Source organism: Arthrobacter sp. 05N428_2 (genome assembly GCF_056397065.1).
In genome coordinates this window covers 202,655-226,102 of record NZ_JBFTMR010000006.1, presented here as the reverse complement: position 1 = coordinate 226,102, position 23,448 = coordinate 202,655, and the positions used below count along the sequence as shown (strand labels likewise).

The window sequence follows — 23,448 nt, the reverse complement described above, 5'->3', positions numbered from 1 at the left end:
GGCTTGGTGAGACACTTACAAGCCTTCAGGGCCCGAACGGGTTTTGGCTTCGTCCAACCAAGCTAGAGTTTGCGAGACGGCGGCACACCGGACCTCCGATCCTGCCAACCCGCGGCACCAGGGTAGTAGGCTCATGTCACCAAGCCTGGGGGTATGGAAATGTCAGAGAAGGCGGGTTCGCCGAGGGTACGCGATGTCCTGGGAGTCGTGCTGGTCGTCCAGATCGTGTTCGCCATGACGGCCGCCGCCATCGTGATCCTTGATCCGGAGGGCATCTTGGATGAGCCTCGGGACCGGTTGCTGGCCGGTCTCGTCGTTCTCGCGCCCATAGTCATGGCCCTCGTCCTGACTGCACGTTTCCGCAGAGGGCACCGTGCCGAGAGGCACCGTGCGAGGGCGACCGCCCAGTTGATGGACACTGTCCTGACCACCAGCCAGGAGTGGGTATGGGCCATCGACGACCAAGGCCGCTTTACGTTCTCTAGCCCCACCAGCGAGAGCCTCCTCGGTTGGGCGCCAGAGGAACTGCTCGGCCAGCGTTGCGACCTCGTCATCGACGGCGGCGACCTGGCGCGCGCCAGGATCGACGTGACCGCGGCCTCCGGACCGGGCTGGGCGGGAGTCAGTGTGAGGTGCCGTCACCGCGACGGCCGCGCCGTGTGGATGGAGGTCTCAGGTACCCTCCGCCCCACCAAGGGCGACGAACCCGGCGGTTTCGAGGGTACGAGCCGGATGCTTCCGCCGCTGACGGCACAGGAGGCGATCGACTCCCTGAACCGCGAACAGCTTCAGTTGATGCTCGAGCAGGGCCGGTTGCTGACCGCTTTCCAGCCTATCCACAGTCTGGCCAGCGGCGAACTACTCGGCGTCGAGGCGCTCACCCGGTTCGTGGACGAAGCTTCTGCAGGCACCGAATTCTGGTTCAAGGAGGCGGCCATCGTCGGCTTGATGAGCGAGCTCGAATTCGCCGCCATGGAAAAGGCACTAGAGACGGCGCAGGGACTTCCCCCGGAGATCTACGTGGCTTTGAATCTGTCCCCGGAGACGTGCCTTGATCCGCGGCTGCCCGGACTGCTCCAGTGCTCAGGGATTCCGCTGAAACGCATCGTCCTAGAATTGACGGAGCGGCTCGAAGTCTCCGAATACGCCCCGCTCCTTGCCGTGCTGGCACCACTGCGGAAAGCGGGACTCCGCATCGCCGTGGACGATGCCGGCTCCGGGTTCGCCTCGATGCGCCATGTGGTCCACATCCGGCCTGACATCATCAAGCTAGACCGCAGCCTCATCGCCGGGATCGACGACGACCAGGGTCAACATGCCCTGGGTGCGGCCATGGTCGAGTTCGCTCACCGGATCGGAGCCACGCTGATTGCCGAAGGGATCGAAACTCCGGAGGAGCTCGCGTCCGTGTCGGGGCTTGGCATGACGGCCGGTCAGGGGTACTTCATCGGCCGGCCCTCGATCCACCCGAAAGACTGGGTTTCCTGGTCCGAGAGCATGAGCCTCGGACCCGACGCCACTTAGGTCGAGGACTGCTCCCCTTTCAGTTGGGCGGTGAGCCAGCCGCGTTGCTGGCCGATGCCCATTCGTCCATCGGAGTCTCATGCGGCCACTTGCTTCCTTCCAGCGCCGTGCGGTATTGGTCACCGCACAGCGCGATGAGCTGCAGGTCGTCGATGCCGGCAATTTCGTCGGCCAGCTGGCTGCGGAGCACGGCGGCCCAATGCTTGATCGGCGGCCCGAGGAGGGTGCCGAGCTTCATGTCTTAGGGCTCCAGGACGGCGTCCGGGTGGACGAGGCCGTGCTTGGTCGAGAGGATGTACCCGCGGTCGCAGGTGGTCTCGGCGTACGCGGAGGCCTTCAGCTCGGAAGCGTAGAGTTCCCGGGCTGGCGCCGGCCGCCGCAGTTTCTGGGAGGCGCAGCCGACAAGTCCAACGGTAAGGGTACCAATGTGCCGGCTCCTACCGTCCGTCCCGCCTCGAGGTCTAGGACCATGATGATTGCCACGCAGACGCACACCGCTCCGTACCCGGGACAGTCGGAGCCGGCAGTCTCCCGCTCCTCCCGCCAGTAGCCGGCGATGAGGGCGGCAGGGCATCACGCTCCCCCGCTTAGATCCCGGGGCGGCACGCTCCTTGGCCGAGGAGGGCCAGCCCGTTGAGGTCGCCGGCCTGGTACGTGGTGATGCCGACGCTGTCCGAAGGGTTCATCAGCTGGGATGGGTCCTGGACATGGTCGAGGCCGACGACGTGGCCGAGTTCGTGTTCGATGACGCCGCGGGCCTGCGCCGGACCTTCCCGGTTGATCATGGATTGCAGGCCGGGTCCGTTCAGTTCCAGCTGTCCGCTGACGTAGCTGTACCCGGAGTTGCCGATGCTGACCGCTTCGCTGCCACCCAGGCCCAGGACGTTGGTCCCGACGGGCTTATTGGTGAAGCGGGGTTCCTCCGCGGTGGTTTCCCAGGCGATGAGTACCGGCGCCCACCGGTCCCCGTACCGGTCCGGCTGGTAAGACTGGTGCTGCGYGGACGGGGCCTCCGTGGTGGGCCCGTCGTTGATGAACACCAGCCCGGTCGCCCGCGACACCGCGGCGACGGCGGCTTCGACGAGTGCCGGGCCGGCGGCGGGCTGGTTCGCGGCCCGGGTGACGTAGTGGATCGGCCGGCACGGGTCGTAGCTGACCGGCTTCCCGTCAGTGGTGGTCTGCATGAAGGCGTACGAACCGGACCGGGCCGTGACCGGCGCGGGCCGGCCCAGCGGGGCGGCGGCTTCTTCCCGGCCCGGGGTGGGGTGGTCGGTGACAACACGGGGCGCTGACCCGGCGGCGTCGGCCGGGGGCGGTACCGCAACTGGCGCGGCCGGGACAGTCGGGACCGGCAGGCTGAACGGCGGGACCGGATTCGGGACCCCGGCGGCAGGGCCTTGCGCCGGACCGCCAAGGAACGCTGAGGGCTTCAGGTCACCGTGCAGGTACAGGGCGGCCGCGACCAGGAATACGCCGAGAGCAAGGACGCAGACCGCCCTGAACAGGAGCCTCAGCAGTCTGCCGAGGGCGCGGAAGAACCGCACCGGCCACGGGGCTCGGCGCGCCCTGGTGTCGAGGGCCGAATCTGGGAGGCATCCCAGCCGGAGAGCAGCGGAGAGGYGTTCCCGCGCCAGCCATCGGGCCGGGTCGGACCGCCGGCCATTTCTTCGAGCTTCCACAACGGGATGCGCTTCGGTTCCTCCGGGCGGCTGGCCCGGGCGAACACGTCCCCGTCCAGCTCAGTCATCTGCGCCCATACCCTCACCATCGTCCGATCCGGCGTCGTCGTAAGGGAATCCGAGGCGGCGGACGACGTTCGGCAACCTTCCCACCGTCCGCGCAGCAGGTGGACGTGCCCGCCGGAGGGGTTCCTGAGGGGCACTCGGAGGTAGTTTTCCGCGTCGGAGAACTCCTCGAAGACGGCCTTGATGGGCGGGAGCAGGTTCTCCGCGACCTCCAGACGGCTCAGCATTCGACACGTCTTCCGGGTTCCTACACCCGCCCGCTCCCGGCCGATCTTCCTTGTGACAGTTCTGCGGGCCCTTTGTCAATGACTGCGGGCAGCGCGACACAAGAACGCCCAGCGGTTCTTCGCAGTGACGCTGTTTGACTTTCGTTTGGCCTATTGGCCATGTTGTTGGGGTCCACGGGGGCTTGCTTGCGACACCCAGGCCAGCTGGCCCGTCGGGCATTGGTCGTCGGCGACTCAGGCCTGATCGGCCCGGTCGTCAGGGCGGCTGGGACGTTGCCTTGATCGCCCCGGACATCGACCAGGACGACCGCCCGGGCCGCCGGGTCCGGTACCTGCTGACCAACGGCTGACCAGACCCGACAGAACAGCCCCGGCGCTCATAAACCGGGGCTGCTCTGGCGTCCGCGCCTAGCTCGTTTTGTAGAGCGGTGCGCCTTCGGGCCGGTCGAAGCGCTGGCCGGCGGGGTTGGGCGGCAGGATCATGATGACCAGCAGCGCCACGGCACCCAACAGCGGCACAAGTGCGATCAGCAGCATCCAGCCGCTCATGTTCACGTCATGCAGCCGCCGCACGGCTAGGGCGAGGCCCGGGATGATCGTGGCCAGGCCCCAAATGAGGGCCAGGACGCCGCCGATTGCCGTTCCGGGGCCGGCTGCAGAGCCGGAGGCCGTCGCGGACGTGCCGCTTCCGATGATCATGTTGATGACGATGGAGACGAGGACGGAAACCAGCATCCACCACCAGTATTCACTTCGGCTGGCGCGGCCGTTGTACGTCGCATATTTCTTGAAGAACCGCCGCACCGCGACCTGGAAGGGCGCCCCGTAGTACGGGGCCCAGAGCGGAGGCTCGGCATTGTAGGCAGGCTGTGCTGACGGATACGGCTGCTGATAGCTCATGGGTCCCCTGTTCGACGTTTCGGTGATTACGTCATCATCGTAGGGGTCTGACCACCGGAAATGGCGAAGCCCCGGCCAAATAGCGGTTGACCGGAGCTTCAATTCATCATTGCGCGGAACTGCACCGCTACACGAGAGCCGGCTGAGGGCTGCCCGTGAATGATTCTTCAACTTCAGAATGTTGTGCGTCAGCGTTTCGCTGGTACGTCCTCGTCCTCGCCAGGTCGTAAAGCCCTATCTCGGTCACAGGCTGTGCAGAAGGCTGGAGCCATGAAACGCGTCGTTGTCGACCGATTCGGTGGCCCGGAGGTCATGAAGTTCGTAGAGGCCGAGGATCCTCGGCCTGCCGCCGGGGAGGTCGCTGTCAGGGTGGTGGCCGCCGGGGTGTCGTTCACGGATTCGCAACTGCGGGCCGGTATTTATTTCCATGTTCCGAAGCCGTCGTTTACGCCTGGCTATGAGCTCGTGGGCGTTGTGGAGGAACTCGGCGTCGGATGCTCCAGACTGCGTGTGGGAGATCGGGTTGCAGCATTGACCGTCTGGGGTGCATATGCGGAGCGCGTCTGCGTGCCCGAGGCGGAAGCGGTCGAGGTGCCCGATGACCTTGACCCGGCAGAGGTCGTCTGCCTGGTCCTGCCCTACATGACTGCTCCACCGGGTGGCGAAGGTACAGCGAGGGGTGCCAGCGGCTTCAATGTTTACGGCGGCTCGCTGGGCGAGGCCGTATTCGACTCAATCATCACGCGAGGCGACGGGTCCGTTGGTGTGCAGGTCGGCCGGGACCTGCCCAAACTGACCATCAAGGGCAGCCCGTCCACCTCCAGAGGTACCCGAGAAAGTCTGGTCAAGGGCGCCCTGATGCCTCTGTCGGCCATCGCCCTGAGCGTGAAGAGCACCGGCACATCGGCTCCGTTTATATCGGAGCCGACCCCTCAACTTCATCGACTCTCGCCTCAGACATGCTTGCGGAGTGCGCCCAGAAACGAGCGATCCTCGCGGAGTGGAAGCGGGCCGCGCAGGAAGGCATCACCGACACCGCAGACGCCCAAGGCGAGCTTCCTTCGCTCGCCGCTCGATGCTCAACATCCTCGCCTCAGGCTACGCGGGCCACCCCGATTTCGACCCCGTGTGGGGCGCAGGCCCCCAATGATCACCGGGACAGGTACGGTCCGGCCGCACTCGCCGCAACCACCCCGACGGAAGCGGTAATTTCATCAGGCGGGGAGGTATTTTCATGCCCCTCCCGGTTTCGCCTCTCCAGGAGTGATCACCTGGTCCGTTCGTTCGTCGTTTCCCGGAAGACCTGGGCGATCCCGTAGCCTTCCCCGTGACCGAGCCTGGTGATCTCCGTTGTCTGGCCGGCTTTCACGATCGTGATTGTCTCGCCTGGGCTCCGTTTCCCCATCGACAGCTTTTCAATGGAGCCCAGACACAAGTCCAGCAGCGGCTCTGATGCGGTGAGCCCTGATTCCACGAAGAGTAGGCGCTGTCCTGTCAGGAGCAAGTAGCCTCCTTGATCGCGGAGGTGGCCGGAGCCGATGGAGCGGGCTGTTTCATCGCGGCTCAGAAGTGCCGTGATGTTTCGCAGGTCGTTCAGGGCGAGGTTAGGCAGACCGGCCCGCGCGGCTGCCGCGGTTACTCCGTGGTAATAAACCGACCCTTCCGGAAGCTGTTCTTCCATGGCGAGCAGATGATCGCGGCGGAGGGCCCCGCTTTCTGCGGTCCAAGAGACCTCGGTTCCCCGTGTTGAGGCTGACAGCGACCCTGTCAGCCTGGAGGGCCAGCGGCGCTTCCGCAGGGAACGCGGTACACAGACACGGATGCCTGCCTCAGTGGTCAATTCCGTTTGGAAGCCTGCCCCGGCCACGGCTTCGCTGATGCGGGCCAGCGAGTCGCGCATGTCCGTGAGCAACGTCCAGCGGACGGCCCCTGCCTGAGGAGTCTCAGTCTCACTATCCGGGAAGTCGTCACGCGCCTGACCGGCCCGGAGTAAAGCCTCGAGTGCAATGAGGTCACCCGGTTTACCCAGCAGGTAGCCCTGGGCCCGCTGACAACCCAGGGCTCGCAGCGCGTCCAGCTGAGCGGTCGTTTCGACGCCCTCCGCGATAACGCCCAGTCCCAACCCATGGCCCAGTCCGATGATCGCGGCGACGAACGCCGACGATGATTCCTCGGAGTCGGAAAGCCGGCTGATAAAGGCCCTGTCGATTTTGACTTCCGCCACTGGCAACCGGTGCAACTGGGCCAGGGACGAATACCCGGTTCCGAAGTCATCGATGGATAAAGACACGCCAAGCGCCCTGAGGTCGTGAAGGTCGCTGTCACCGGCAGCCCCTTCGGCAAGGGCCTGCGATTCGGTGATCTCCAGGGTCAGAGCTGCCGCCGGGAAGCCGGTGCCCGTCAGTGTGTCCCGAACCAGCCAGGTGAAGCCCGGACTCAGGAGCTGAACGGCAGAAACGTTCACGGACATCTGCAAGGGGTACCCCTGGGCGTGCAGAACAGCGCCGGCGCGGCAGGCTTCCTGGAGCACGTGTGCACCGACTTCAAGAATCAGGCGGCTCTCTTCGGCAAGCCCAATGAAGTCACTCGGGAGCAGTAACCCAAGTTCGGGGTGCTGCCACCGGACAAGGGCCTCAGCTCCCACGACGGCGTTCGTGGCTACGTCGACCTGTGGCTGGTACTCGACGCGCAGCTCGCCCCGGAGGGCGGCCCCGCGCAGATCGGTTTCGAGGCGCAAGGTGCTTTCGCGTGTCACGTCGGGTGGAATCTGGCCGCGGGAGCGTGCCCTTGTCCGGTACATCTCGACGTCCGCCTGTTCAATGAGCCGGCGGGCCGTCTCCGACAGCTCATCGGGACTGTCTTGCCGAAACGGCGCGAGCGGGCCGCTGATACTGCTGCCAATGGTGACGTCGACGAAGACCTTCCTGCCGTTGACCTCGGCCCCCGTGGCGAGGCTTGCACGGATTCGGTCGGCCACGCGTTCGACTTCCGACGCGTTTTCGACGTCGGGGATGAGGACGACGAATTCGTCACCGCTGTACCGGGCCACGGTGTCGGCGGCGCGCACGGCGCCCCTGAGCTGCGCGGCGACATGGCGGAGCGCCGCGTCACCGGCCGCGTGGCCCAAGCTGTCGTTGATGCGCTTGAACCTGTTCACGTCGCAAAACAGTAGACCCACCCGGAGTCGGGTCCGTCCGGAATGGGCCAGCGCTGCTTCCAGCCGGTCCTCGAGCAGGGACCGGTTAGGAAGTCCGGTCAGCGAATCGTGCAACGCCTGGTGTCTCGTAGTCTCCAGCAAGCGCACGTTGTCCAGCGCGACCGCCGCGAGGCCGGCCAAACCGGTGAGCCGCTGCGCCAAGACAGAGTCCATGCGTTCAGGCGCCACCCGATCTGCCCAGTACGCCACCACAAGGCCAGTAAGTCCCTTGCCGGCGATGATGGGAACAGCCGCAAACGCAGTGAAATCAAACTCCCTAAACATGGCGTTCGCCCAGTCCGAACCGCTCCGGTCCACCAGCATGGGTGAACCGTGCGCGAGTAGCTCGGTAAGCTCCGGGCTGTCCTTCACCATGGCAACATAGGCGGCGTGTTTTTCCGCCAGCTCACCGCTCCAGCCGCTCATCCCCGCAACTCGGACTTCGCCGGACGTCGTGTCCCAGACCGCGACGGCGGCGCGGTCCGCACCCGAAAGGACAGGGATCGCATCGGCTATCGCCTCCGCCACGGTAGCAGTCGTAGATTGCATGGCCAGGTCTTGGGCGAGCTGCAACAGCAGCCGTGCTGTCGCAGCATTTTCCTCAGCCTCGACCATGGCGACGTCGATGTCGAGGGTAGCCGCGGCGCTGCCGGCATAGGCGGCCAACGTGGCGGCGTCCCCGGGCGCGAACTCATCCCCGGGGGCAGCGACGGCCGCCAGCACGCCATAGCACTGCCGCTTTGAGATGACCGGCTCACTGAGCACCGTCAGACCCGTCCGGGACGCCGCCTCCTCACTGAGGGTGACGCCGTCTTCGGCCAGTCCGCCGACAAGGTCAGCACCGGTTCCCTGGACATGGAGGTATCGGCCACCCGTCGGCAGTCGGATGGCCAGCAAATGCCCTTGGGCGTGCAGGGCGGAAGCGGCCCTGACGGCGACCCGGTCCAGCATTTCCTGAATCGGGGCGTGGCTCGCAAGGTCGGAGACGGCTCCTTCAAGGATCCGGAGGCGGTGCTCGGCGGACGGAGCGACTTCACCGGTGTCAGCATCGTTGCGGAGGGTGGTGCGGATACCAGGCTTCAGCGATGGTCCCTGGTCGGTTTGGGTGGATGTCACGTCGAAGAGGTCTTTCTCGTCAAGCGGCAGGTGCGTCGGCTCCGGAACGCCGATGTCCGGACAGTCGGCGACTGCGGTGAAGGCATCATAAATTGCAGCTCGCAGCGCCGGGCCCCGGACGTTTCCTGCCGGGTTCTGGCCGCACGGAGGCGCGGCGGGAGGCGGACGGAGGATCCGTCCATGTCCCTGTCGGCGCAGGGGCCAGCGGCTACGTTGCTGTGGCGCCGGATCCGTGAAGCCCTTGGCTACGTCGCGTCCGGCGCCTCAGCTATCGGAGGGCGTACGGGATGATCAGTGGCATGGTGGACACCTTTGCAGTTCGGCGGCCCGGCTGACCGCGTGGGTCCCGTGGCTTTGCGTCCCCGGCTCGCGCCGGGTTTGCCCTTATCGACGAGCGGGTGCTCGATCGGGCGATAGCCTAGCAAGTCCCGGTCAAGAAGTCCGCGACGACACTCAGGCGAGGAAAACAGTCCCAATTGTGAAGGCCCGACCGCGCCACACCCGACGGCTGGGCCTCTGTGGGAACACCATGGAAGCAAAGCCCCCCTTCCTACGACTCGCCCTCGAGGCCGGCCCCGCCTACCGACTGGCCAGCTCAGCGATCACAGGATCTGCTCAGGATCAGTTTCTATGTCTTGCCGTTCCCCCGGCATTCCTACATGAACAGGTATCAGAGTTCAGAGCGGAAACTTCGGGAGCGGCCGCAACCCGGGTCGATCTACGAATACTCAGCAAGTCAGGTTGTAAGCGGCCCCAGCCACCATGAAGTGGTGAAAGCGAAAACCCAACGGAAGGACGAGCGAGGATGAACGCCCAGCAAACACCCAAAAGGGAGGTACTCGGCGTGCTTTAGTCGGCCGCTCCCCCATACAACCAAATAGGCCGTCCGGGACCACAAACCCGGAACATCAGTTCAGAGGCGAGTGTGTGCACATTGTGCACACGAAATGACACCAAAAAGCCCCTGACCTGCGGAAACACTGTGCCCGAGGTGGGACTCGAACCCACACACCTTTCGATACCGCATTTTGAGTGCGGCGCGTCTGCCAATTCCGCCACTCGGGCGCGGAGTACACCGGTTGTGATGTTCGCTGCCCACTGGTGTTGTGAGCAACGCGATCGCTTCCGGTGCGCGAAATTACTCTACATGCAGATAGGCTGAATTCCAGAATCGCGCCAGTGACGCCGCATCGATCCCAACCGGCCCCCAGTACACCAGCGGGCAAACCCTATGATGGTCTAGTTCCCGCCGTACCTTTCCAAGGAGTTCCCGTGTCAGAACAGACGGAGTCAAGCCCCACTTCCCAGCCGGCGCGCCGCGTCGTTGTCGCCGAGGATGAGACCCTCATCCGCCTCGACATCATCGAGATCCTGCGCGGCGAGGGCTACGACGTCGTAGGCGAAGCGGACAACGGTGAGAAGGCCGTGCAGCTCGCCGAGGAATTGAAGCCGGACCTCGTCCTGATGGACGTCAAGATGCCCGTAATGGACGGCATCTCCGCCGCGGAGAAGATCGTCAAGGCCCGGATCGCCCCGGTGGTACTGCTGACCGCATTCAGCCAGAAGGAGCTCGTCGAGCGGGCCCGCGACGCCGGCGCCATGGCCTACGTGGTCAAGCCCTTCACCCCGGCGGACCTGATTCCGGCCATTGAGATCGCTTTGTCCCGCCACGAGGAAATCAAGGCCCTCGAGAACGAGGTCAGCGACCTGCAGGAGCAGTTCGCCACCCGCAAGCTCGTGGAGCGCGCCAAGAGCCTGCTCACCACCAAGATGGGCCTGACGGAGCCGGAAGCCTTCCGCTGGATCCAGAAGACCTCGATGGACCGCCGCCTGAGCATGCGCGAGGTTGCCGAGACCATCATCAACCAGGTCAACTAACCCCCGGCCAACAAGCCACCGGAACAACTGCACAACGAAAAAAGGAGGGTCCCGCCGCTGGACTTCACGCGGCGGGACCCTCCCTTTGTCGTCTGCGAGGACGAACTAGACCTTGTTGTTCTTCTTCTTCTTTTCCGGCCAGGGACCGAGCTTGTCCTTGGCCACGACGGCCTCGCCATGGCTGCCGGCGTCGGCGAGGTCGCCGACGCGGTGGACCTTCAGCATGTTCGTGGAACCGGCCTTTCCGGGAGGCGAACCGGCCGCGATGACCACCAGGTCGCCATCTTCCACGAGATCCATTTCCAGCAGGCTGCGGTCCACCTGGGCGGTCATCTCGTCGGTGTGGCCCACCATCGGGACCAGCACCGGCTGGATGCCCCAGGTCAGTGCCTGCTGGTTCCAGACATGCTCCATCGGGGTGAACGCGAAGACCGGCCGGATCGGGCGCAGCCGCGAGAGCCGGCGAGCGGAGTCACCGGACTGGGTGAAGGTACAGATGTACTTCGCTTCCAGCTGGTCGGCGATCTCGACGGCGGCACGGGTGATGGCGCCGCCGCGGGTCTTAGGCTTGGTCCCCAGCGGCGGGACGCGCTCCAGGCCGTGGACCTCGGTGGATTCAATGATCCGGGCCATCACCTTGACGGTTTCGATCGGGTACTTGCCCACGCTGGTCTCGCCGGAGAGCATTACCGCGTCGGCGCCGTCGAGCACGGCGTTGGCGCAGTCGGAGGCCTCGGCGCGGGTCGGACGCGGGTTCTCGATCATCGATTCGAGCACCTGCGTGGCCACGATAACCGGCTTGGCCCAGCGGCGGGCCAGCTCGATGGCGCGCTTCTGCACGATCGGCACTTCCTCGAGCGGAAGTTCCACGCCCAGGTCGCCACGGGCCACCATGATCGCGTCAAAGGCGTCGATGATCTCGGGAAGCTGGTCCACGGCCTGCGGCTTCTCGATCTTGGCGATGACCGGCACCCGGCGGCCCTCTTCATCCATGATTTCGTGCACGCGGTCGATGTCCGACGCGTCACGGACGAAGGACAGCGCGACCATGTCCACGCCGCGGCGCATCGCCCAGCGCAGATCATCCTCGTCCTTTTCGCTCAGCGCCGGCACGTTCACGGCGACGCCGGGCAGGTTGATGCCCTTGTTGTTGGACACGTAGCCTCCCACCGTCACGGTGGCGACGACCTTGACGTCGTCGACCTCCAGCGCGCGCAGGGCCACCTTGCCGTCGTCGATCAGCAGCGCGTCGCCCGGGTTGACGTCCTCGGTCAGGGTCTTGAGCGTCGTCGAGCAGATGTCCTTGGTGCCCGGCACGTCCTCGGTGGTGATCGTGAAGGTGTCACCGACGGCAAGCAGGTACGGGCCGTCGACGAACCGGCCGAGGCGGATCTTCGGCCCCTGCAGGTCGGCCATGATGGCGACCGGCTTGCCGAGCTGCCCGGCCGCCTTGCGGACGTTCTCGTACGTGTTGTCGTGCACGGTGTAGTCTCCGTGGCTCATGTTCATCCGGGCCACGTCGACCCCGGCCTCGAGCACGGCAAGCGTGTTCTCGAAGCTCGCGATCGCCGGTCCGAAAGTGGCCACAATTTTTGCGCGTCTCATATGCCTACCCTAGTTGTCTGTTGAACGTTTCGAGGTGTCGCGGGGAAGAACGGCCGGTGTCCCGGTCCGGCCCACGGAGGGGCCGGACCGGACTACAGGACGGCGATCGCCCGGTCCGTGGGCGCTACGGGCGCCGGAAGAATAGTGCTGCCCATCAGGAACTTGTCCACCGCGGCGGCGCAGGCGCGGCCCTCGGCGATGGCCCAGACGATCAGGGACTGGCCGCGGCCGGCGTCGCCCGCGACAAATACGCCTTCGGTGTTGGTCATGTAGTGGCCGTCCCGCGCCACGTTCCCGCGTCCGTCGAACTCGGCGCTGACCTGCTCGGTGATCCCGGCCGGCTCCGCGCCGGTGAAGCCCAGGGACAGGAACACGAGGTCCGCGGGGATGATCCGCTCGGTACCAGGCTTAGGCAGCCGCTTCCCGTCGACAAATTCGGTCTCGGCCACCTTCACGCCGGTCAGTTTGCCGTTCTCGCCGACGAACTCGACGGTGGACGCGAGGTACGTGCGTTCGCCGCCTTCCTCGTGGGCGCTGGCCACCTCGAACAAGGTCGGGAACGTCGGCCAAGGCTGGTGCGCGGCCCGCTCGGCGGACGGCTGCTTGCCGATCGCCAACGTGGTTACCGACGCTGCCTGGTGGCGGTGGGCGGTACCGAGGCAGTCCGCGCCGGTGTCGCCGCCGCCAAGGATCACGACGTGCTTGCCGGCGGCGTTGATCTGGTTTTCCACCGTCTCGCCGGCCACCACCCGGTTGGACGGGACGAGGTAGTCCATCGCGAAGTGCACGCCGTCGAGTTCGCGGCCCGGGATCGGCAGGTCCCGCGGGACGGTGGCGCCGGTGGCGACCACGACGGCGTCGTAGCGCCGGCGCAGCTGCTCCCAGGTGACGTCGGTGCCGACGGTGACGCCGGTCCGGAAGCGGGTGCCTTCGGCCTTCATCTGGTCCAGGCGGCGGTCCACGTGATCTTTTTCCATCTTGAAGTCCGGAATGCCATAGCGCAGCAGGCCGCCGATCTTGTCGTCGCGCTCATAGACGGCCACGGTGTGGCCCACGCGGGTCAGCTGCTGGGCGACAGCCAGGCCGGCGGGGCCGGAGCCGACGACGGCGACGGTCTTGCCGGAGAGGCGCGCCGGCGGCAGCGGGTTGACCCAGCCGTGCTCGAAGGCCTGGTCCACGATGGAGACCTCGACTTGCTTGATGGTCACGGCCGGCTGGTTGATGCCGAGCACGCACGAGGCCTCGCACGGTGCCGGGCAGAGCCGGCCGGTGAACTCGGGGAAGTTGTTGGTGGCGTGCAGCCGCTCGATCGCTTCCTCGCCCTTGTCCCGCCAGATGAGGTCGTTCCACTCCGGGATGAGGTTGCCCAGCGGGCAGCCCTGGTGGCAGAAGGGGACGCCGCAGTCCATGCAGCGGCCGGCCTGGCTCTTCAGGACACCCTTTTCCTGTGCCTCGTAGACTTCCTTCCAGTCCATGATGCGGACCGGGACGGGACGGCGCGGCTGCGTTTCACGCTGGCGTACTTTCAGAAATCCGCGTGGATCAGCCACCGGTCACCTCCAGGATTCGAGACCAAACTTCTTCGCCGTCGGGGTCCAGGCCCTCTTCGATGGCGTCAAGACGGGTTTGCAGGACGGCCGCGTAATCACGCGGCAGGACTTTGGTAATGCGGGCCGCGGTGTCGTCGAAGTCCTCGAGGAGCCGGGCCGCGAGCTGCGACTCGGTTTCTTCGAGGTGCTTGGCGAGGAGGCCGTGGACGATGTCGCGGTCTTCGGCGTCGAGTTCGAGCAGTTGCAGCTCGCCGGCGTCGAGGGCCTGCTTGTTGACCCGTTCGGTCCGCAGGTCAAGGACGTACGCGGTGCCGCCGGACATGCCGGCGCCGAAGTTGCGGCCGGTGCGCCCGATGATGAGGGCCTGGCCGCCGGTCATGTACTCGCAGCCGTGGTCGCCGATGCCTTCGACCACCGCGGTGGCGCCGGAGTTGCGCACCATGAAGCGCTCCCCCACCTGGCCACGGAGGTACAGCTCGCCGCTGGTGGCGCCGTAGCCGATCACGTTGCCCGCGATCACGTTCCGCTCCGCCGCGAAGACGTTGGTCCGGTCCGGGCGGACGATGATGCGGCCGCCGGAGAGTCCCTTGCCGACGTAGTCGTTGGAGTCGCCGAACATCCGCAGCGTGATTCCGGCCGGCAGGAAGGCGCCGAGCGACTGGCCGGCGGTGCCGGTCAGGGTGACATCGATCGTGTCGGCAGCGAGCAGATCGGTACTGAAGGTCTTGGTGACCACGTGGCCGAGCATGGTGCCAACAGAGCGGTCCGTGTTGATCACGTTGACGGCGATTTTCACCGGAGTGCGGTCGCTGAGGGCCTCGGCAGCCATACCGATCAGGCGCTGGTCGAAATGCTTGTCCAGCTCGTGGTTTTGGCCGGTGAGGTTGCGCAGCGGAGCGTCGTCGTCGAATTCGAGGCCGTGCAGGATCGGATCCAGGTCCAGCCCTTCGGCCTTCCAGTGGCTGATCGCCTCACGGGTGTCGAGCATCTCGGCGTGGCCGATCGCTTCCTCCAAGCTCCGGAAGCCGAGCTCCGCGAGGATCTCGCGGACTTCCTCGGCGAGGAATTCGAAGAAGTTGACCACGAATTCGGGCTTGCCGGTGAAGCGTGAGCGCAGCTCGGGGTTCTGGGTTGCGACGCCCACCGGGCAGGTGTCCAGGTGGCAGACGCGCATCATGATGCAGCCGGACACCACCAGCGGCGCGGTGGCGAAACCGAATTCCTCGCCGCCGAGCAGCGCGGCGATGACGACGTCGCGACCGGTCTTGAGCTGGCCGTCCACTTGCACCACCACGCGGTCGCGCAGGCCGTTGAGCATCAGGGTCTGCTGGGTCTCGGCGAGGCCGAGTTCCCACGGCACACCGGCGTGCTTGAGCGAGTTTAGCGGCGAGGCGCCGGTGCCGCCGTCGTGGCCGGACACCAGCACGACGTCGGCCTTGGCCTTCGTGACGCCGGCCGCCACGGTGCCGATCCCGACCTCGGAGACGAGCTTGACGTGCACGCGGGCCGAGGGGTTGGCACGCTTGGCATCGTAGATCAGTTGCGCGAGGTCCTCGATCGAGTAGATGTCGTGGTGCGGGGGCGGCGAGATGAGCCCGACGCCGGGCGTGGAGTGCCGGGTCCGGGCCACCCAGGGGTAGACCTTCTGGGCCATCAGCTGGCCGCCTTCGCCGGGCTTGGCGCCCTGCGCCATCTTGATCTGGATGTCGTCGGCGTTGGACAGGTAGAGGCTGGTGACGCCGAAGCGGCCCGACGCGATCTGCTTGACCGCCGAGCGGCGGGTCGGGTCCAGCAGCCGGTCCACGTCCTCGCCGCCTTCGCCGGTGTTCGACTTGGCGCCGAGCCGGTTCATCGCGATCGCGAGGGTCTCGTGGGCTTCCTGCGAGATGGAGCCGTAGCTCATCGCGCCGGTGGAGAACCGCTTGACGATGCTGGAGACGGGCTCCACTTCCTGGAGCGGGACCGCGGGGCGCAGGCCGCCCTTGAACTTGAGCAGTCCGCGCAGGGTCATCAGGTTCTCGGACTGGTCGTCCACGCCGCGGGTGTAGGCCTTGAAGATGTCGTAGCGGCGCTCCCGCGTGGCGTGCTGCAGCCGGAACACGGTCTCCGGGTTGAACAGGTGCGGCTCGCCGTCCCGGCGCCACTGGTACTCTCCGCCGCCCAGCAGGGGCTGGTGCGGGACTTCGATGCCGTTCTCCGGGTACGCCATCCGGTGGCGCGCCGCGACTTCCGCGGCGACGACGTCGAGGCCGACGCCGCCCAGCTGGGAGTTCGTGCCGGCGAAGTACTCGTCCACGAGGTCCTGGCCCAGGCCGAGCGCTTCGAAGGTCTGGGCGCCGGTGTAGGAGGCGACGGTGGAAATGCCCATCTTGGACATGATCTTCAGGACGCCCTTGCCGAGGCCCTTGATCAGGTTGTAGACGCCGTCCTGCGGGGTGACGCCGACGACGTCGCCCGCCGCGATCAGCTGTTCGACGGATTCCATCGCCAGGTACGGGTTCACGGCGGAGGCGCCGTAGCCGATCAGCACGGCCACGTGATGGGTTTCGCGGACGTCGCCGGCCTCGACTACGAGCGCCGTCTTGGTGCGGTTGGCGCTGCGCAGCAGGTGGTGGTGCACGGCGCTGACCAGCAGCAGGGACGGGATCGGAGCCCACTGGGCGTTCGAGTCACGGTCCGAGAGCACGACGTACTGCACGCCGCGGTTGATGGCGCCCGAGACCTGCTCGCAGATTTCGGTCAACCGGGCGCGCAGGGCGTGTTCGCCGCCCTCGGGGCGGTACAGGCCGCGGACCTTCATGGCGACCCGGTCGCCGTCGGCGTTGTCGATGTTCGCGATCTTGGCCAACTGGTCGTTGTTGATCACCGGGAACGGCAGCGAAACCTGGGGCTGCCGGACCTGTTTGGTATCCAGCAGGTTGCCGTTGGGGCCGATTGCGCAGGTCAGGGAGGTGACGAGTTCCTCGCGGATCGCGTCCAGCGGCGGGTTGGTGACCTGGGCGAAGGATTGCACGAAGTAATCGAAGAGCAGCCGCGGCCGTTTGGAGAGGACTGCCACCGGGGTGTCCGAGCCCATGGCACCCAGGGGTTCTGCGCCGGTGCGGGCCATCGGGCCGAGCAGGATCTTCAGTTCCTCGGTGGTGTAGCCGAACGTGCGCTGGCGGATGTTGACCGAGGCGGCGGTGTGCACGACGTGCTCGCGTTCGGGCAGGTCCTTGAGGTCGATCAGGTTGTCCTTGACCCATTCGGCCCACGGGTTGGCTGCGGCGACCTCGGCCTTGACCTCGGCGTCGTCGATGACCCGGCCGGCGTCGGTGTCCACGAGGAACATCTTGCCGGGTGAGACGCGGCCCTTCTTGACCACCTTGGAGGGTTCGACGTCGATCACGCCGACTTCGGAGGCGAAAACGACCAGGCCGTCCTCGGTGATCCAGTACCGGCCCGGGCGCAGCCCGTTGCGGTCCAGGGTGGCGCCGACGAGGTTGCCGTCGGTGAAGGAGACGGCGGCGGGGCCGTCCCACGGCTCCATCAGCAGCGAGTGGTATTCGTAAAACGCGCGCCGGGCTGGGTCCATCGTGGCGTGGTTTTCCCAGGCCTCGGGGATCATCATCATGATCGAGTGCGTGATGGGCCGGCCGGAGAGCCAGAGCAACTCCGCGACCTCGTCGAAGGATGCGGAGTCCGAGGCGCCGGGGGTGCAGATGGGGTACAGCTCTTCCGGGCTGTTCCCGAGCAGCGGGTTGGCCAGCTGCGACTGGCGGGCGCGCATCCAGTTCCGGTTGCCCTTGACCGTGTTGATCTCGCCGTTATGCGCGATGGTGCGGAAGGGCTGGGCCAGCGGCCAGGACGGGAAGGTGTTGGTGGAGAAGCGCGAGTGGACGATCGCGAGCTTGGTCTTGAAGCGGGTGTCCGAAAGGTCCGGGTAGAACGGTTCCAGCTGCGCGGTGGTCAGCATGCCCTTGTAAACGATGGTCCGGGACGACAGCGAGGGGAAGTACACGCCGAACTTGTTCTGCGCGCGCTTGCGGATCCGCCAGGCGCGGGAATCGAGTTCGTTGCGCGTGAGCGTTTCGCCGGTGCTGGAAGCGAAGAACGGCTGCGCGAAGTAGGGCATGCAGGCCCGGGCCATGGCACCGACCAAGTCGGCTACGATCGGGACTTCGCGCCAGCCGAGGACGGTCAGGCCCTCGTCGGCCGCGAGGCTCTCGATGCCCGTCTTGGCGGCGTCGGATTCACGCTGTTCGGCCGGTAGGAAGGCGGTGCCCACGACGTACTGGCCCGGGGCGGGGAGTTCGAAGTCGGCGACGGCGCGGAAGAACTCGTCGGGCACCTGCATGAGGAGTCCGGCGCCGTCGCCGGTTCCCTCATCGGCGCCGACGGCACCGCGGTGTTCGAGGTTGCGCAGGGCCGTCAGTGCGGCTGCCACAATGTCGTAGCCGGGCTCGCCGCGCAGGGTGGCGATGATGGCCAGTCCGCAGGCGTCCTTCTCGTGCTCCGGGTTGTAGAGTCCGGCGGCGTCGGGCAGGGCCGCAAAACGTTTGAACGGCGACATGGCTGTGCTGGGCTGGTCCGGACCGGACCAGCTGGGGCTGTGCAGGGTTTGGGTCATGGGAGACGTCCTTCCTCCTGATCGTGCGTATGGGAGGGACAACATTGGCCCGAATCGAGGCGCCGGTGTGACGGGCGCAACAACGTGATTTTCCTACTCGAATTGTAGGCCAGCACCGCTTTCTGTACGAACAGTTACGCGGACCGCCGGCCCTGGTTTGCACGGTGTTCGGCTGTCTGCTGCCGGTAGTCCATGCAAACCCTGTCGCCACGACGCTGTGGACCCGGGCCCAGCAGGCGGTCGCCCTGCAGCCCGGTTGTCGGCGCTGAGCTACTTGGTGCTGTCAGCGTCCGGAATGGTTCCCACGGCACGCCGGCCGGATACTCCGGCTGCCGGCCTTTCGCCGGCAGGTTTGGTGCCGTCGGCGGGTTCCCCGCCCGACGCAGCCGCAGCCGCATCGGTCGAAGCCAGAGCGCGGCCCCCATCGCTTTGGCCCTCCGGGAGATTATCACGCGACTCAGTATCTGAGACATGAGAGTCCGCATGGTGGACGCCGGCAGCGTCGGTGCCGGTGTCGCCGGCAGCGTCGGTGCCGGTGTCGCCGGCAGCGACGGTGCCGGCGTCGGTGCCGGCGTCGGCGTCGGCGTCGGCGGCATCTTCTTTGGTTTTGCCGTCGGCGACGGCGTCCGCGTCCGCGCCGTCGTTCACCGCCGCCGCGGTTTCCGGTTCGCGCCCCGGCAGGTACGGAGTGTCCGACCCGTCAGTCTTGCGCAGGCCGAGGACGATGAAGACCACCAGCGCGGCGACCAACACGAAGATACTGGTCCAGACGTTGAGCCGCGTGGTGATGCCGAACAGACTGATCTGCTCGGCGTCGTCGATCCTCAGCGCCTCGATCCAGACCCGGCCCAGCGTGTAGTAGATGGCGTAGAGCCAGAAGAGCCGGCTGCGGCGGAAGGAGAACTTCCGGTCCAATGCCAGCAACGCCGCAACCCCCACGAGGCTCCACAGCGATTCGTAGAGGAAGGTCGGGTGGAACAGGGTGTCGGCGGGCATACCGGCCGGGAAGTTGGGGTTGGACGGGTCGATCTGGAGGCCCCACGGCAGGGTGGTGGGGGCGCCGAAAAGTTCCTGGTTAAAGTAGTTTCCCCAGCGGCCGATCGCCTGGGCCAGCAGCAGGCCCGGGGCCGCGGCGTCCACAAAGGCGCTGAGCTTGACGCCCGCGCGGCGGCAGCCAATCCAGGCGCCGACGACGCCGAGTACAACGGCGCCCCAAATGCCGAGCCCGCCACGTTGGATCTGTGGAATCAGGGACAGGTCGCCGGTGCCGTCGAAGCCGGGACCGAAGTAGGCGTCCGGGGAGGACACCACGTGGTAAAGCCGCCCGCCGACGATGCCGAACGGGATCGCCCAGATGGCGATGTCCCAGACGCTGCCCTCAGGCGCGCCACGGCGCGCCCAGCGCACCGACGTCAGCCACAGGCCGACGACGATGCCGGCCAGGATGCACAGCGCGTAGGCGTGGATGCGCAGGGTCCCCCAGGGCAGCGGGATATCGAAACCGGACCAGCCCGGACTCGGAATGCTCGCGGAAACCATCGCTGCCGCGTGGAGGACTGACTGCATTGCTTACGCTTCTTCCTGGCTGAGGCCGGTGCTGAGCTCTTTCGTCAAGGACGCTACAGCATCCACGCCGCCCTCACCGATCGCCGCGACGAGGGCCGTGCCGACAATGACGCCGTCGGCGTAGGCGGCGATTTCGCGAACGTGCCCCGCGTTGGAGACGCCCAGGCCGACGCAGACGCGCTCGGCACCGGCGGCGTGGGCCGCGGCGACGACGTCCTTGGCGGCGGAGCTCACCGAGGCGCGGGCGCCGGTGACGCCCATGATCGAGACCGCGTAGACAAAGCCGCGGCTCGCGTCCACGGTGCGCTTCATCCGCTCGGGGGTGGAAGACGGTGCCACGAGGAACACCCGGTCCAGGCCGTACTTGTCAGAGGCGGCCATCCACTCCGCAGCCTCGTCCGGGATCAGGTCGGGGGTGATGAGGCCGGCGCCCCCGGCTTCGGCCAGGCGGCGGGAAAATTCGTCTACGCCCATCCGCAGCACGGGGTTCCAGTAGGTCATGACCAGCACGGCGGCCTCGGTCTTACTCGTGATACCGCGCACCACATCGAAGACCTGCGCGACGTGGAAACCGTTGGCGAGGGCCTCAGTGGTTGCGGCCTGGATGACCTGGCCGTCCATCACGGGGTCCGAATAGGGGATGCCGATCTCAATCAGGTCGGCGCCGTTTTCGGCCAGCGCGATGCCCGCGGCGATGGTGTCCTGGACGCTCGGGTACCCGGCGGGCAGGTACCCGATGAGGGCGGCGCGTCCCTGGGCCTTGGCCCGGTCGATGGCCGCCGCGGACTTGCTCGCGTGCCCGGTAGTGCCGGCGGCGCCTGGGGCTGTCCCGCCGGCAGTGGCTTCTGAGCTGGTGTCCTCGGTGCTCACAGCTGCTCCCCCTCCTGGGCGATCTCGGCTTCGGGTGAATCCTGGTCCAGCAGGTTGAACCATTCCGCGGCGGTGGCCACATCCTTGTCGCCGCGGCCGGAGAGGTTCACGATCACGATCTTCTCCGCGACGGGGCTGTCTGCGTCGCCGCCGGCTGCGGCGAGGCGCTGGCCGACCTTGATGGCACCGGCGAGGGCGTGCGCGGACTCGATCGCCGGAATGATGCCCTCGGTACGGCACAGCAGCCGGAAGGCCTCCATGGCCTCGCTGTCGGTGATGGGTTCGTAGCTGACCCGGCCAATGTCGGCGAGGTAGGAGTGTTCGGGTCCGACGCCCGGATAGTCCAGACCGGCCGAGATCGAATGCGACTCGATGGTCTGGCCGTCGTCGTCCTGCATAAGGTAGGAGCGGGCACCGTGCAGCACGCCGGGCTTGCCCAGGGTGATGGTGGCGGCGTGGCGGCCGGTTTCGACGCCTTCCCCGCCGGCTTCGAAGCCGTAGATCTTCACCGAGGGGTCATCCAGGAAGCCGTGGAAGATCCCGATGGCATTGGAGCCGCCGCCGATGCAGGCGCAGACGGCGTCCGGCAACCGGCCGGCCTGGGCCAGGATCTGGGCGCGAGCTTCCTCGCCGATGACCTCGTGGAAGTAGCGGACCATGGCCGGGAACGGGTGCGCTCCGGCGGCCGTGCCCAGCAGGTAGTGCGTGTTGTCGACGTTGGCCACCCAGTCGCGGAGCGCCTCGTTGATGGCGTCCTTGAGCGTCTGGGACCCGTTGGTGACCGGGATGACGGTGGCTCCGAGGAGCTCCATCCGGGCCACGTTGAGGGCCTGCCGGCGGCAGTCCTCGGCCCCCATGTAGACCACGCATTCCAGGCCGAGCAGGGCGGCGGCGGTGGCGCTGGCCACGCCGTGCTGGCCGGCTCCGGTCTCGGCGATCACACGCGTTTTGCCCATCCGCTTGGCGAGCAGCGCCTGGCCGAGCACATTGTTGATCTTGTGCGAGCCGGTGTGGTTCAGGTCCTCACGCTTGAGGAAGATCCGCACTCCCCCGGCGTGCTCGGCGAAGCGCTTGGCTTCGGTGAGCAGCGAGGGACGGCCGGAGTAGTTCTTGTTCAGCTCCGCGATCTGCGCGGTGAATTCGGGGTCGGCCTTGGCCTTCTCGAAGGTGTCCTCGAGTTCATCCAGGGCGGCGATCAGGGACTCGGGCATCCAGCGTCCGCCGTAGGAGCCGAAATAGGGTCCCGGGGCGTGGCGCAGGGAAGGTGCTCCCTGCGGCTTGTCGTCATTCGGCCGGGCGCCGTGTAAGAACGCGTCCACGGGGCTGTCGTCTGAGCCTGCTGCTGGCGCATCGACCATCAGTCTCACCATCCTGTTCCACTGCTAACTAGATCTTCGGTGCCGCACGGATGCACCACGGCGTCTGGCCGGCTGCCCGGCCCGGACGCAGGTTTAGGAACGTGCGGCGATTTCTTCGGCGCCGGCGGCCATGAATTCTGCGATCCGCTCGCGCGGGGTCGAGTCGCTGACCAGCGCCTCGCCCACCAGGACGGCGTTGGCGCCGCTGGCCGCGTAGTGCCGGACGTCGTCGACGCCGCGCACACCGGATTCGCCGACCACGAGCGCGTCGGCCGGGATGCCGGCGGCGAGGTCCGCGAAAACGGAGCGGTCGACGTCGAGCGTCTTGAGGTTGCGGACGTTGACGCCGATAATTTTGGCCCCGGCCGCCACGGCGCGTTCGATTTCGCCGGCCGTGTGGGTTTCGACCAGCACGTTCATGCCCAGCTCACGGCTGAGCGCACTGTATTCGCGCAACTGCTCATCGGACAGCGAGGCGACGATCAACAGGATCAGGTCGGCGCCGTGGGCGCGGGCCTCCCAGATCTGGTACTCGTCGATCATGAAGTCCTTGCGCAGCAGCGGGATGTCCACGGCTGCCCGGACGGCGTCCAGGTCGGCGAGCGAGCCGTTGAAGCGCCGCTGCTCGGTGAGGACGCTGATCACGGCCGCGCCGCCGTCGGCGTATTGCACGGCAAGTGAAGCCGGGTCCGTGATGGTCGCCAGATCGCCCTTGGACGGGCTCCGCCGCTTGATTTCGGCGATCACCTTGAGCCGGTCCCGGGCGGAAGGGCCACCCAGGGCCGCCCAGGCATCGCGTGCCGGGGCGGCCGCCGCGGCGCGCTCCTTCAGCTCGGCCAGCGTGACGAGGCCCTGGCGGGCCTCCATATCCTCCCTGACGCCGGCGTTGAGGTCATCGAGCACAGTCACGCTTAGTGGCCGGCGTTCTTCAGCTTGCTGCCGCCGACGCCGTAGCCGGCCTTGCGCATGGCGAAGCCCACCACGAGGCCGAGCAGCATGACCACCACACCGGCGATGAAGATCGGGGTGTTGGCGATGACGAAGGCGATGGCCGCGATGAGTGCGCCGATCAACATGACGGCTACGGTCGTCCAGGCCGCCGGGCTGTTCCCGTGGCCGGTCGGCTCAGTGTGGTCGACCCCGTCGTAAATGCCGGTGCCGGCAGCGGGCTGGGATGCGGATACAGGGGCTTTGCTCATGGAAATCTCCTCAGGATCAATACTGCTTACATTCTGCCATTTTTTGGCGGTCCCATTGGCCGCGTTACCGACTGCGGCATTGCCCGGGTTTCCGGCAGTGTTTAC

Annotated in this window: 18 protein-coding genes, 1 tRNA gene and 1 riboswitch; of the genes, 3 read left to right on the top strand and 16 right to left on the bottom strand. The window is 66.7% G+C overall.

Going from position 1 to position 23,448, the window contains the following annotated elements:
- Positions 1–153 precede the first annotated feature (153 nt).
- Positions 154–1,524: a sensor domain-containing phosphodiesterase gene (locus AC1DGI_RS09305; RefSeq protein ID WP_476898568.1), complete on the top strand. Its 1,371-nt coding sequence runs from the start codon at positions 154–156 to the stop codon at positions 1,522–1,524.
- A gap of 19 nt (positions 1,525–1,543) precedes the next feature.
- Here AC1DGI_RS09305 and AC1DGI_RS09300 read toward each other — a convergent pair whose 3' ends face one another.
- The 6 genes from AC1DGI_RS09300 to AC1DGI_RS09275 all read right to left on the bottom strand — a co-directional run bounded on the left by AC1DGI_RS09300 (position 1,544) and on the right by AC1DGI_RS09275 (position 4,825).
- Positions 1,544–1,762 carry a hypothetical protein gene (locus tag AC1DGI_RS09300; RefSeq protein WP_476898567.1) on the bottom strand — a complete coding sequence of 73 codons (219 nt, stop codon included), beginning with the start codon at positions 1,760–1,762 and terminating at the stop codon, positions 1,544–1,546.
- Positions 1,763–1,765: 3 nt separating this feature from the next.
- On the bottom strand, positions 1,766–2,098 hold the full coding sequence (locus tag AC1DGI_RS09295) for a DUF6884 domain-containing protein (protein ID WP_476898566.1): 333 nt from the start codon (positions 2,096–2,098) through the stop codon (positions 1,766–1,768).
- Positions 2,099–2,111: 13 nt separating this feature from the next.
- Positions 2,112–3,068 carry a zinc metalloprotease gene (locus AC1DGI_RS09290; protein WP_476898565.1) on the bottom strand — a complete coding sequence of 319 codons (957 nt, stop codon included), beginning with the start codon at positions 3,066–3,068 and terminating at the stop codon, positions 2,112–2,114.
- Complete coding sequence (locus AC1DGI_RS09285) at positions 3,035–3,496, bottom strand: hypothetical protein (RefSeq protein ID WP_476898564.1); 462 nt, start codon at positions 3,494–3,496, stop codon at positions 3,035–3,037. The genes AC1DGI_RS09290 and AC1DGI_RS09285 overlap by 34 nt, the downstream gene beginning before the upstream one ends.
- 408 nt (positions 3,497–3,904) lie before the next feature.
- Entirely contained in the window at positions 3,905–4,396 is a 492-nt protein-coding gene (locus tag AC1DGI_RS09280; RefSeq protein ID WP_476898563.1) for a DUF805 domain-containing protein, read from the bottom strand.
- A gap of 243 nt (positions 4,397–4,639) precedes the next feature.
- Positions 4,640–4,825 carry a hypothetical protein gene (locus AC1DGI_RS09275; protein WP_476898596.1) on the bottom strand — a complete coding sequence of 62 codons (186 nt, stop codon included), beginning with the start codon at positions 4,823–4,825 and terminating at the stop codon, positions 4,640–4,642.
- Here AC1DGI_RS09275 and AC1DGI_RS09270 point away from each other — a divergent pair.
- Positions 4,766–5,605, top strand: a complete 840-nt coding sequence (locus AC1DGI_RS09270) for an alcohol dehydrogenase catalytic domain-containing protein (protein ID WP_476898595.1) — start codon at positions 4,766–4,768, stop codon at positions 5,603–5,605. The genes AC1DGI_RS09275 and AC1DGI_RS09270 overlap by 60 nt on opposite strands.
- Before the next feature lie 58 nt (positions 5,606–5,663).
- Here the strand turns inward: AC1DGI_RS09270 and AC1DGI_RS09265 are convergent, their stop codons facing one another.
- Both AC1DGI_RS09265 and AC1DGI_RS09260 read right to left on the bottom strand, forming a co-directional pair.
- Positions 5,664–8,708, bottom strand: coding sequence for a putative bifunctional diguanylate cyclase/phosphodiesterase (locus AC1DGI_RS09265; RefSeq protein WP_476898562.1), 3,045 nt, complete (start codon positions 8,706–8,708; stop codon positions 5,664–5,666).
- A 318-nt stretch (positions 8,709–9,026) separates the two neighbouring features.
- Positions 9,027–9,101: riboswitch (cyclic di-GMP riboswitch) on the bottom strand.
- A gap of 590 nt (positions 9,102–9,691) precedes the next feature.
- Positions 9,692–9,773: transfer RNA gene (locus tag AC1DGI_RS09260), tRNA-Leu, on the bottom strand.
- Between the two features lie 207 nt (positions 9,774–9,980).
- On the opposite strand from AC1DGI_RS09260, the gene AC1DGI_RS09255 reads away from it, so the two are divergent.
- On the top strand, positions 9,981–10,586 hold the full coding sequence (locus AC1DGI_RS09255) for an ANTAR domain-containing response regulator (RefSeq protein WP_441403011.1): 606 nt from the start codon (positions 9,981–9,983) through the stop codon (positions 10,584–10,586).
- Positions 10,587–10,691: 105 nt separating this feature from the next.
- Here AC1DGI_RS09255 and pyk read toward each other — a convergent pair whose 3' ends face one another.
- The 8 genes from pyk to AC1DGI_RS09215 all read right to left on the bottom strand — a co-directional run bounded on the left by pyk (position 10,692) and on the right by AC1DGI_RS09215 (position 23,343).
- The gene (gene pyk / locus AC1DGI_RS09250; RefSeq protein ID WP_476898561.1) at positions 10,692–12,191 is read right to left on the bottom strand and encodes a pyruvate kinase; all 1,500 of its coding nucleotides are present in this window, start codon (positions 12,189–12,191) and stop codon (positions 10,692–10,694) included.
- A gap of 92 nt (positions 12,192–12,283) precedes the next feature.
- Positions 12,284–13,741, bottom strand: a complete 1,458-nt coding sequence (locus AC1DGI_RS09245) for a glutamate synthase subunit beta (protein WP_476898560.1) — start codon at positions 13,739–13,741, stop codon at positions 12,284–12,286.
- Positions 13,734–18,350 (bottom strand): glutamate synthase large subunit, encoded by a 4,617-nt coding sequence (gene gltB, locus AC1DGI_RS09240; RefSeq protein ID WP_476898559.1) that lies wholly within the window; start codon positions 18,348–18,350, stop codon positions 13,734–13,736. Before gltB ends, AC1DGI_RS09245 begins: the two co-directional genes overlap by 8 nt.
- A 270-nt stretch (positions 18,351–18,620) precedes the next feature.
- The gene (gene lgt / locus AC1DGI_RS09235) at positions 18,621–19,916 is read right to left on the bottom strand and encodes a prolipoprotein diacylglyceryl transferase (protein ID WP_476898558.1); all 1,296 of its coding nucleotides are present in this window, start codon (positions 19,914–19,916) and stop codon (positions 18,621–18,623) included.
- Between the two features lie 3 nt (positions 19,917–19,919).
- Positions 19,920–20,690, bottom strand: coding sequence for a tryptophan synthase subunit alpha (gene trpA / locus AC1DGI_RS09230; protein WP_476898594.1), 771 nt, complete (start codon positions 20,688–20,690; stop codon positions 19,920–19,922).
- A gap of 92 nt (positions 20,691–20,782) precedes the next feature.
- Positions 20,783–22,144 carry a tryptophan synthase subunit beta gene (trpB, locus tag AC1DGI_RS09225; protein ID WP_441402430.1) on the bottom strand — a complete coding sequence of 454 codons (1,362 nt, stop codon included), beginning with the start codon at positions 22,142–22,144 and terminating at the stop codon, positions 20,783–20,785.
- Between the two features lie 93 nt (positions 22,145–22,237).
- Positions 22,238–23,053 carry an indole-3-glycerol phosphate synthase TrpC gene (trpC, locus tag AC1DGI_RS09220; RefSeq protein ID WP_476898557.1) on the bottom strand — a complete coding sequence of 272 codons (816 nt, stop codon included), beginning with the start codon at positions 23,051–23,053 and terminating at the stop codon, positions 22,238–22,240.
- A gap of 2 nt (positions 23,054–23,055) precedes the next feature.
- Positions 23,056–23,343 carry an HGxxPAAW family protein gene (locus AC1DGI_RS09215; protein ID WP_441402428.1) on the bottom strand — a complete coding sequence of 96 codons (288 nt, stop codon included), beginning with the start codon at positions 23,341–23,343 and terminating at the stop codon, positions 23,056–23,058.
- Positions 23,344–23,448: the final 105 nt, after the last annotated feature.